The organism is Streptomyces sp. NPDC093109, from assembly GCF_040701725.1.
GTDB lineage: Bacteria > Actinomycetota > Actinomycetes > Streptomycetales > Streptomycetaceae > Streptomyces.
The window spans coordinates 1-6,154 of the sequence record NZ_JBFBEZ010000091.1; the positions used below are offsets into that span (position 1 = coordinate 1).

At 71.9% G+C, this 6,154-nt stretch carries 1 protein-coding gene; it reads left to right on the top strand.

Annotated features, from left to right (window positions below):
* Nucleotides 1-44: 44 nt before the first annotated feature.
* Nucleotides 45-6,154: SDR family NAD(P)-dependent oxidoreductase (locus AB0389_RS37530; protein ID WP_366400078.1), on the top strand; the 6,110-nt coding region annotated here is incomplete at its 3' end.

Sequence of the window (6,154 nt, forward strand, 5' to 3'; positions counted from 1 at the left end):
GGGATGGTGGGGCCGGTGGTGGGTTGCCGTTCTCGTGGGAGGGGGTGACGCTGCACGCGACCGGCGCCACCACACTCCGCGTACGCCTCGCACCGGTCGGCGGGAGCGCTGACGCGATGTCGATCGAGGCCGCCGATCCCTCGGGGACGCCGGTCGTCTCCGTAGCCACCCTGCTCGTACGGCCGGTGTCCGGCCGGCAGTGGAGCGGTGCCGAACCGCTCGCCCGCGACGGGCTGTTCGTCGTCGACTGGGTGCCAGCGGAGACGTTGGTGCCGCTGCCGTCGTCTTCGTCCTCGTCCGTCGGCGCCTTGGGGGCGGGCGGCCTCGCCATCGCCCTGATCGGGCCGGACAGCATCGGAATCACCGACGCCCTGCGCAACCCGGACGTCGCTGTCACCCCGTACGCCGATCTCGCCGATTTCGCAGCCCTCGCCGCGCTCGCGCTGGTGGAGTCCCCCGTACCGAACCTGGTGCTGGTCGGCCTGGCCGCTCCCTCGGGGGACCACACGGCCGAGTCCGCCCACGTACTCGCCGCCCACACATTGGAACTGCTCCAGCAGTGGCTCGCCGAGGAACGGTTCGCGGGCTCGCGGCTGGTATTCGTCACCCGTGGCGCTGTGGCGGCCGGTGACGCGCGCGACGTCACCGATGTGGCGGCGGCCGCGGTGTGGGGGCTGGTGCGGTCGGCGCAGTCGGAGCATCCCGGCTGCTTCGGCCTGATCGACCTCGCGCCCGGCGACAGCGGCACCCCGGTTCTTCCTCCCGAGGCCCTGCACTCCGACGAGCCGCAGGTGCTGGTCACGGCCGACGGCCTTCTCGCCGCGCGCCTCGCACGGTTCACACCGCCTGGGGGAGCGGCAGCGGGGGAGGGACAGTCCACGAACGGCGCGTTCGGGGAACCCGGGGGCACCGTGCTGATCACCGGTGGTACGGGCGGCCTCGGCAGCCTCGTCGCGCGCCATCTGGTCGCGGAGCACGGCGTACGGCGGCTGCTGCTGACCAGTCGGCGTGGAGCGGCTGCCGAGGGTGCGGAGGCGCTCGCGGCAGAACTCACGGAACAGGGTGCCGTGGTCTCGGTTGTCGCGTGTGATGTGTCGGACCGTGCGGCTTTGGCGGAGCTGCTTGCCGGTGTGGAGTCCGCGCATCCGCTGGCGGCTGTCGTTCATACGGCGGGGGTGCTGGACGACGGGGTGATCGGGTCGCTGACTCCGGCGCGGCTGAGCACGGTCCTGCGGCCGAAGGCGGACGCGGCCTGGCATCTGCACGAACTCACCCAGGACCTCGACCTCAACGCCTTCGTCGCCTTCTCCTCCGTCGCCGGTACGTTCGGTGGCGCCGGGCAGGGCAACTACGCCGCCGGAAACGCCTTCCTCGACGCCCTGGCCGCGTACCGGCGTGCCCGTGGCCTGCCAGGGGTGTCGCTCGCGTGGGGTGCCTGGGACCAGTCGGCGGGCATGACGGGCGGCCTCGACCAGCGTGAGCTGCGACGGGGAGCCGAGGCGGGAATGACCCTGCTCACGCCCGGCCAGGGCATCGCTCTCTTTGACGCCGCGCTGGCCACCGGCGAGGCCCTCGTCGTACCCGTACGGCTCGATCTGCCGGCCCTGAGGGCGCGTGGCGCCGTACCGAGGCTGCTGACCGGTCTTGTACGTACGGGGGCCAGGCGGGCCGTGATCGCCGGGGCGGGCGCGGGCGCGGGTTCGGGCGGGGCCGGGTGGGCGGAGCGGCTGGTTGGCCTCGGGCGGGCGGCGCGGGTCAAGGCGCTGCTGGATCTCGTACGTGGCCAGGCAGCGTCGGTGCTGGGACACCCGAGCGGGGCCGGCATCGACGCCGACCGTGCCTTCCGGGATCTCGGCTTCGACTCACTGACCGCGGTCGAGCTGCGCAACCGCCTCAGCGCGGCCTCGGGCCTCAGGTTGCCGGCCACGATGGTCTTCGACTACCCGACGGTCGGCGCGCTCGCGGACCATCTGCTCGTCGAACTGCTCGGAGCGGACACGGCGGACACGGCGGACACGGCGGAAGCAGCGGACGCGGCGCACACGGCAGACGGAACGGGTGCGTCCTTGCCCCCGGGATCCCTCGCCGACGATCCGGTGGTGATCGTGGGCATGAGCTGCCGCTATCCGGGCGGCATCGCCTCCCCCGAGGACCTGTGGCGGCTGGTCACCGAGGGCGCCGACGTGGTCTCGGACTTCCCGGCCAACCGCGGCTGGGACCTCGACGGGCTGTTCCATCCCGACCCGGAACACAGCGGCACGTCGTACTCCCGCTCCGGCGGATTCCTGTACGACGCCGCCGAGTTCGACCCGGAGTTCTTCGGGATGAGTCCGCGTGAGGCGATGGCGACGGACGCACAGCAACGGCTGCTGCTCGAAGCGTCGTGGGAGGCGATCGAACGGGCGGGCATCGATCCGCACGCGTTGCGCGACAGCAGGACCGGTGTGTTCGCGGGCGTGATGTACAACGCATACGGGACAGCGCTGACCGGCAAAGAGTTTGAGGGCTTCCAGGGCCAGGGCAGCGCGCTGAACGTCGCGTCGGGGCGTATCTCGTACACCTTCGGCTTCGAGGGACCTGCGATGACGGTGGACACGGCGTGTTCGTCGTCCCTGGTGGCGCTGCATCTGGCGGCACAGGCGCTGCGGGCCGGTGAGTGCTCGCTGGCGCTCGCGGGCGGTGTGACGGTGATGGCGGTCCCCGACACCTTTGTCGAGTTCTCGCGGCAGCGGGGCATGGCCCCCGACGGCCGGTGCAAGGCGTTCTCGGAGTCGGCCAACGGGGTGGGCTGGTCCGAGGGCGTGGGGATGCTGCTGTTGGAGCGTTTGTCGGACGCTCGGCGGCATGGCCATGAGGTGTTGGCCGTGGTGCGGGGTTCGGCGGTGAACCAGGATGGTGCGTCGAATGGTCTGACAGCGCCGAATGGTCCGTCGCAGCAGCGGGTGATCCGGCAGGCGTTGGCGAGTGGTGGCCTGTCCGTGGGCGATGTGGACGCGGTGGAGGCGCACGGTACGGGGACGACGCTGGGCGACCCGATCGAGGCGCAGGCGTTGCTCGCCACGTACGGGCGTGATCGCGAGGGCGGGCAGCCGCTGTTGCTCGGGTCGGTGAAGTCCAACCTCGGGCACACTCAGGCGGCTTCGGGCGTGGCCGGAGTGATCAAGATGATCATGGCGATGCGCCATGGAGTACTGCCACGGACCCTGCATGTCACCGAGCCCTCCTCCCACGTCGACTGGTCGGCGGGCGCGGTCGAACTGCTGACACAGCACACGGAGTGGCCCGAGGCCGGTCGGGCCCGGCGGGCGGGTGTGTCGTCGTTCGGGATCAGCGGTACGAATGCCCATGTCGTTCTGGAGCAGCCGACCGGCAGAGCGAACGAGGCCGGCGCGGCGGGTGGCGTGGCGTCGGCAGGGGAGGTGCCGGGAGTTGTGCCGTGGGTGCTCGCCGGCAGGACGCCCGAAGCGCTGAGCGGCCAGGCGGCCCGGCTCCTTTCGCACATCCAGGCACGGCCCGAGCTGCGCCGGGTGGACGTCGGACTGTCGCTGGCCACAGGCCGTTCACGGTTCGAGTACTGCGCGGTGGTGGCGGCGGGCGAGCCGGCGGACACCGTGCGCGCGCTGGCCGCGCTGGCGGTCGGGGAGCAGGACGCGGCCTCGGTACTGGGCTCGGTGGTGCCAGGTGGGCGGACGGCGGTGCTGTTCTCGGGGCAGGGTTCGCAGCGGTTGGGGATGGGCCGGGAGCTGTACGGGCGGTTCCCGGTGTTCGCGGGTGCGTTGGACGCGGTGTTGGGGCTGTTCGAGGGCGAGCTGGGCGAGCTGGGCGAGCCGGGTGGGTCGGGTGGGTCGCTTCGGGACGTGATGTGGGGTGATGACGCCGATGCGTTGAATGGTACGGGTGTTGCCCAGCCGGTGTTGTTCGCTGTCGAGGTGGCGTTGTACCGGTTGGTGGAGTCCTGGGGGGTGGTTCCGGACTTCGTGGGCGGTCACTCGGTGGGTGAGGTGGCTGCCGCGCATGTGGCGGGTGTCCTGTCCTTGGAGGACGCGTGTCGTCTGGTGGTGGCGCGTGCTTCACTGATGGCGGCGCTGCCGGCCGGAGGTGCGATGGTGGCGGTAAGCGCCTCCGAGGAGGAGGTGGCGCCGCTGCTGTCGGCTGATGTGTCGATCGCCGCGGTGAACGGACCCTCGGCCGTGGTCATTTCGGGCACCGAGAAGGCCGTGGCGGGTGTGGCGGAGCTTCTGGCGGAGCGGGGGCACCGGACGAGCCGGCTGAAGGTGTCGCATGCCTTCCACTCAGCGTTGATGGATCCGATGCTCGACGGTTTCCGCACGGTGGTGGAGGGGCTGGTCTTCGCCGAGCCGTCCCTTCCGGTGATCTCGAATCTGACGGGTGGGCTTGGCGAGCCCGATGTGTTGTGTTCGGTGGAGTACTGGGTACGGCACGTCCGCGAGGCGGTCCGCTTCGCCGACGGGGTGCGCGCCTTGGCTGACGAAGGCGTGACGACGTTCCTCGAACTCGGCCCGGACGGCGTGCTCTCCGCCATGGCGCGCGAGTCGCTCCCGGACGAGGCCGTCACCGTACCGCTTCTCCGGAAGAACCGGCCGGAGGAGCAGTCGGCCGTCACCGCACTGTCGCACCTCCATGTGCGCGGGGTCGCCGTCGACTGGGCCCGGTACTTCGCGGGCACCGGCGCGGCCCGGGTGGAGCTGCCGACGTACGCCTTCCAGCACCGGCCGTTCTGGCCGTCCGGCGGTCCGGGTGGCTTCGGCGGTTCGGGGGGCGCCGGGAATGCCGGGGCCTTCGGACTGACCTCGGCCGGCCATCCGCTGCTCAGCGGGCTGGTCGAACTGGCCGACGAGGAAGGCGTGCTCTTCACCGGCAGGCTGTCGACACGGTCACACCCCTGGCTCGCGGACCACGTGGTCATGGGGCGCACCTTGCTGCCGGGCACGGCGTTGCTGGAGCTGGCCGTCCGCGCGGGTGACGAGGTGGGCTGCGACCGTGTCGAGGAGCTGACACTCGCGGCACCGCTGGCGCTGCCCGAGCGCGGTGCGGTACGGACGCAGGTACGGGTCGGTGTCGCGGACGGCGACGGGCGGCGTACGGTCACGGTCCACTCACGTCCCGAGCACGGACCGGAGCAGGGAGCCGAGGGCGGAACGGAAGCCGCGGCCGAGGTCGGGGCCGAGGACGGAGTCGAGGGCAGGACGCCGTGGACTCTGCACGCGACGGGGGTACTGGTCGCGGACGCCTCGGATGCGGCGGATATGGCGGATACGGCCGGTGGATCGCGCGCGACGGCCGGTTTCGATGCCACGGCCTGGCCGCCGGCCGGTGCGGATCCGGTGGAGCTGGACGGGTTCTACGCGTCACGGGCCGCCGAGGGCTTCGCGTACGGGCCGGTGTTCCAGGGCTTGCGAGCGGCTTGGCGGCGGGACGGGGAGGTCTTCGCGGAGATCGCGCTGCCGGATGCCGTCCAGGCGGACGCCGACGCGTTCGGCCTGCACCCCGCGCTGCTGGACGCGGGGCTGCACGCAGCCCGGTTCCTGGACTCGCCTTCGCCCGATGGATCGGAGGGCGAGGGCGAGGTTCCGTTCTCCTGGGGCGGTGTGTCGCTGTGGGCTTCCGGCGCGCGCGCCGTACGGGTGAGGCTGGCCCGTGACACCGCCGATGGCACGGTCTCCATCGCCATGGCCGATCCGACCGGCGCGCCAGTCGCCTCGGTGGCCTCGCTGACGACGCGCGCGCTGTCGACCGAGGCCGCGCGCGACTCCGGGGCGTCGGTGCGGGACGCGTTGTTCCGGGTGGAGTGGACGCCGGTGCCGGTGCGGGTGACTGAGGCGGCTGCGGAGTCGGTGAAGGTGGCTGTGGTTGGCCCCGACTCTATCGGCCTGGTGGCAGCCCTGGAGGGCACCGGGGCCGAGATCGGTACGCACACTGACCTGTCGGCGCTGGCCGAGGCCGGCGAGCCGCTGCCCGATGCCGTACTGATTCCGCTGACGCGAGAGAGCGTTCCCGGTGTGGATGTGGCGGGGGCGGCGCATGTGCTGGTGGGGCGGGTGTTGGAGCAGTTGCGGTGGTGGTTGGGTGAGGCCCGGTTTGCGGGTGTGCGGTTGGTGTGGGTGTCGCGGGGTGCGGTGGGTGGGGGTGATGT